6 protein-coding genes are annotated in these 4,010 nt (G+C 41.8%); all 6 read left to right on the top strand.

What is annotated here, in order from left to right:
* The coding region (locus DFR28_RS19320) for a hypothetical protein (RefSeq protein WP_211317067.1) at nucleotides 1–589 on the top strand (589 nt) is incomplete at its 5' end.
* Nucleotides 590–698: 109 nt separating this feature from the next.
* The gene (locus DFR28_RS19315) at nucleotides 699–1,073 is read left to right on the top strand and encodes a hypothetical protein (RefSeq protein ID WP_113956044.1); all 375 of its coding nucleotides are present in this window, start codon (nucleotides 699–701) and stop codon (nucleotides 1,071–1,073) included.
* A 479-nt stretch (nucleotides 1,074–1,552) separates the two neighbouring features.
* The gene (locus DFR28_RS19305; protein ID WP_170132191.1) at nucleotides 1,553–1,891 is read left to right on the top strand and encodes a TonB C-terminal domain-containing protein; all 339 of its coding nucleotides are present in this window, start codon (nucleotides 1,553–1,555) and stop codon (nucleotides 1,889–1,891) included.
* Between the two features lie 438 nt (nucleotides 1,892–2,329).
* On the top strand, nucleotides 2,330–2,626 hold the full coding sequence (locus DFR28_RS19300) for a hypothetical protein (RefSeq protein WP_113956041.1): 297 nt from the start codon (nucleotides 2,330–2,332) through the stop codon (nucleotides 2,624–2,626).
* A gap of 98 nt (nucleotides 2,627–2,724) precedes the next feature.
* Complete coding sequence (locus DFR28_RS19295; protein ID WP_113956040.1) at nucleotides 2,725–3,189, top strand: hypothetical protein; 465 nt, start codon at nucleotides 2,725–2,727, stop codon at nucleotides 3,187–3,189.
* Nucleotides 3,190–3,296: 107 nt separating this feature from the next.
* Nucleotides 3,297–3,785 (top strand): DUF3592 domain-containing protein, encoded by a 489-nt coding sequence (locus DFR28_RS20175; RefSeq protein ID WP_113956039.1) that lies wholly within the window; start codon nucleotides 3,297–3,299, stop codon nucleotides 3,783–3,785.
* Nucleotides 3,786–4,010: the final 225 nt, after the last annotated feature.

Raw genomic sequence — 4,010 nt, 5'->3', positions numbered from 1 at the left:
TATTACGAAACTCGTATGCATAACAAGAACAAAAACTACAACTCACTGCGTTCGTTCGGACGCGCAGAAGACGCGCGCCCGTTTTGTGGGCGTTATGTTTACTGAAGACCTGAATATGAAAAAAGCACTTAGCATTCTTTTAGTATCCCTAGTCGCTAGTTCTATAGCTGAAGCTGGCAGTGAAGTTAAACGTTGTAGTGATCGCTGGAGCAAGGGTGGTAAGATATTCACGCTATCTATTTCGCCATCTTTTAAAGACGAGTCTGTCTTTAAATTATGTAAAAGAGAAAAACCCGAGAAGAGCTTTATAGTTTTTGAAGACGAAAAATCGATTCAAACAAAAGAGATCTCTGGTTCTGAATATGATGATTTATATGCTCTCTATGATAAGGCACTAGAATATAACTTGAAAGATAGCGCAATGGGGCTTGACGGTTCCAATTGGTGCCTAGAGACAGATCGAGGTTTTGCTTATTCAAAAGCCTGTTTTTGGTCGCCCTCATACGATACCGAAAAACGAGGCCTTCAAGGCTTGTACAAACTTGGAACTACTCTTTTGGAAGTTCAAAAAAATGAATTTAAGAAATAGCTTGGCTTGAAAATGAAACATAACAAGCTCAAAAACTTACGCTCTCTGCGTTCGCTCGGACGCGCAGAAGACGCGCGCCCGTTTTAAGGGCGTTATATAGGCTAAGACCATGCCAGTAATTGAATTCTCTAATATCCCTGAACACGCTAAAGATGAATTTGTTAAGTGTTTTGATCTTGTTAAAATTTCTAAATCTGAAAAGCGTTTTGACGCAGATAAACTCTGGTTAGCTTTTCCTAAATTCGCGCAAAAGAAATTTGTTAGGCTAGATCTAGGAGATACCGTTGAAGAAGAATGGGATTTCATGTCGTGGGTAGATGCGATTAGTAGCTCTGCCATCGAATATCAGTCTTTAGAGTTTTTGTCTGAGGCTTCGGGAAAACTGAATTTTGAACAACTGTCATGGCCTTCTGGCGGCCTAGAGGCCACTGAAGAATTAGTAAAAGTCTTCGGTGGAAATGTTCGGAAGAACGATGCTATATAACAAGTTTGCAAGAAATGCTGCGTTCGCTGTGCTCACTGCGCGGGACGCGTTTTCAACGCGCCCCTTGCAAAGGCGTTAGTTGCATTTCAGTGCCAAGAGTCGTTTAATCGAATAGTTAATTGCTTTTAGCCAAATTGGAAATGCCTGGCTTAGAGTTCGAGGATAAAAGGACAAACATGAATTCTATTAATTATGCGTTCAAAATTTCGCAAGCATCGGTCGCAGAGAAGAGGCTTCTTGGCTCTGCTGGTATCGGGCTTCGCTATAGAGTTTTGGCTCTTATGGTTTCTGGGTTTCAGAAAGTAGCGGCTTCGTTCTTCAACGTGGTTGCGGAAAGATCCTCTCAGCAACTAACAAGTCGCCAAAGTTCACTCCGCAGCAAGCTGCTCCGCGGGACGGGCTTGTCAGCCCGCCCCTTGGCTAGGCGTTATGTTTACTGAGATATCGATATGAAATTGAAATTGTACGTCTTCGCGATAATGATTATTTTGCTTTCTCCTGTGAGTGCCAATAATATTGAGCCTTGTGTTTCACTGGCTGAGTGTGGATCGGTGTATCACGACAAAATCTCTAGAGCATTGGAGTTCGCTGAAGAAAACCTCGAAGAGAAAATAGTTTGCGAGGTAAATATTAAGTTGAAAAAAGACTTTTCCATAGAGGCAATTAGAATTATCAAAGCTAGTGGTAATGAAGCGTTTGATATCGCTATTGTTGCAGCAATCAATGAAGCCGCTGTTTTCCCTGAATTTATTGGGCTATCGCAAAGCGATAGAGAAAAAATCAGTGATGTAAACTTTAGAATTAGTGCTCCTGATTAAAGTAAGCGCATGAAACATAACAAGTTGTCAAAGTTCACTCCGCCAACAAGTTGGCTCCGCGGGACGGCTGCTTCGCGCCGCCCCTTGGCTTAGCGTTAGGTGTGTCCTGTCTATTTAGTTAGAACGGTCGTTGATAATAAGTTTTTTGTCGGTGCCAATTTCCGCGAGTGAGGCAGTCTCGAAAATTGATTCATCGTTGTAAGTTAAGTATTTATATCGATTTGGTCGAACAGCATTTTTATCACTAAACGAATTCTGATAGTCTGGCTTTGTAAACGAAAGAAATGGTTCTTGTTCTCTGGAGGCAAAAGGAAGTGCATCAAGTCATTGAAAAAGTCACACCACCTAACAAGGCGTCAAAGTTCACTCCGCCAGCAAGTTGGCTCCGCGGGACGGCTGCTTCGCGCCGCCCCTTGGCTTAGCGTTAGGTGTACAAGCATGAATCCGAAGCAATTAGAGAATGCTATCAAGAACCTTGGTATTAAACGTGTAATTAATTTCAACGGTACAGAAATGAAATTAGCATGCTTACTTCGCCAAGAAGATAGAAGACCATTTCAAGCAGAATGGTGGAAAGGTAAGGAGTCGTATATGGTTGCTGTTGATGATAATGGTCATTTTTATCTTCGCCATTGTGGCGGGTATATTTTTAAAGTGGACCCTGTCACACAACAACAAGAAACATTAGCTAAAAACGAAGAAGAGTTTTTAAGTATGATTTCCATGGACAGTTAATAATGTTACAGACACCTAACAAGGCAAAACACTTTCACTCACTGCGTTCGTTCGGACGCGCAGACGACGCGCGCCCCTTGGCTTAGCGTTATGTGTATATGAGGCAGGCAACAGTTTCTATTTTTCTTCTTGTAAGTAATTGTGCAGTACATGCAGGTCTTCTAGAAGAGGATTTCCAACGGCATTATGATCTAGTTGCTATAGTGGCCGTCGATTCAGAAAGTCAAGAGTATCAAGACGCTTACAATGTAACCGTAGAAAGCGTTGTGTATCGTTACGGTGAAGACATTGATGCTGTTGATAATTATCAGCCAACTAATATCGTTGCGGGAGACCAGGTTGTCCTAGTTAGATATGGCATTAGAAAATTGAAAAAAGTTGAAGAGGCAGAAGACAATAAACGTAAAACAAAAAGAGTTGAGTCAATTCGACAAGATGGATGTAATCTCTCTAAAAAATTTTCTGTAGGGAAAAGGCTGCGCCTTTTCTCTGTTGAGGTTGAACCTGGTTTTTACAAGAATAATGCTTGTAGACTAACTACGACATTAGATGAAAACACATAACAAGGCGTCAAAGTTCACTCCGCCAACAAGTTGGCTGCGCGGGACGGCTGCTCCGCGCCGCCCCTTGGCTTAGCGTTATATTCGTCGATGATATTTCGAGTTCCATAATGGGCGGTATTTTTTCATTTTTCCTTATCGGCGTAATATTTTTTACGTCCTATTGTGTTTGGTCTTGCATGAACTCTTATCGTGCTAGCAGATGGGCAACGGTTGAAGGTAAAGTTATCAAAAGCGCCGATAGGCTTAGGCTCAAAAAAGGCGGTAACGCAGACTTTAGAAAATTGATAGAGTATCAATATGCAGTAAATGGGAAGACATACATCAACAGTCGTATTGGATACGGGCTTAAAGGCAGCTCAAATTATGATGAGGTAAGCGCTATCCTGAGCAGAGCCCAGTACAATCCCGCGATAACCATTAGATACAACCCGTATTATCCTGAACAGTCCGCACTAATATTCGGGTTTCATAAAGGTATAAAATACCTAGTTATATTCATATCCATTTGGGATGGGTTTTTTTTCATCTATTCCTTTACCACTTGGTATTCCGGAAAATATGATATTAGCTATATTGGATTTCTGTTGAAGTATTGAGCATGGCATATAACAAGGCGTCAAAGTTCACTCCGCCAACAAGTTGGCTCCGCGGGACGGCTGCTTCGCGCCGCCCCTTGGCTTGGCGTTAGGCGTACGTAGAGCATGGATTTATATACTTTAATAGAAATGGAAAGTCAGGAAATACTAAGTTGTTGGGCTGGCGAGCTTAATCACTTTGATTCTGTCTTTGGGTATTCTGTTCTTGGGCATTTCTTTTTATAT

This window comes from Arenicella xantha (assembly GCF_003315245.1).
Lineage (GTDB): Bacteria > Pseudomonadota > Gammaproteobacteria > Arenicellales > Arenicellaceae > Arenicella > Arenicella xantha.
This window is presented reverse-complemented; position numbering and strand designations above follow the sequence as displayed.

Coding starts and splice junctions, on each gene's coding strand:
- DFR28_RS19300 (WP_113956041.1), top strand. CDS start 2,330: ATGAATCCGAAGCAATTAGAGAATGCTATCAAGAACCTTGGTATTAAA.
- DFR28_RS19295 (WP_113956040.1), top strand. CDS start 2,725: ATGAGGCAGGCAACAGTTTCTATTTTTCTTCTTGTAAGTAATTGTGCA.
- DFR28_RS20175 (WP_113956039.1), top strand. CDS start 3,297: ATGGGCGGTATTTTTTCATTTTTCCTTATCGGCGTAATATTTTTTACG.
- DFR28_RS19315 (WP_113956044.1), top strand. CDS start 699: ATGCCAGTAATTGAATTCTCTAATATCCCTGAACACGCTAAAGATGAA.
- DFR28_RS19305 (WP_170132191.1), top strand. CDS start 1,553: ATGATTATTTTGCTTTCTCCTGTGAGTGCCAATAATATTGAGCCTTGT.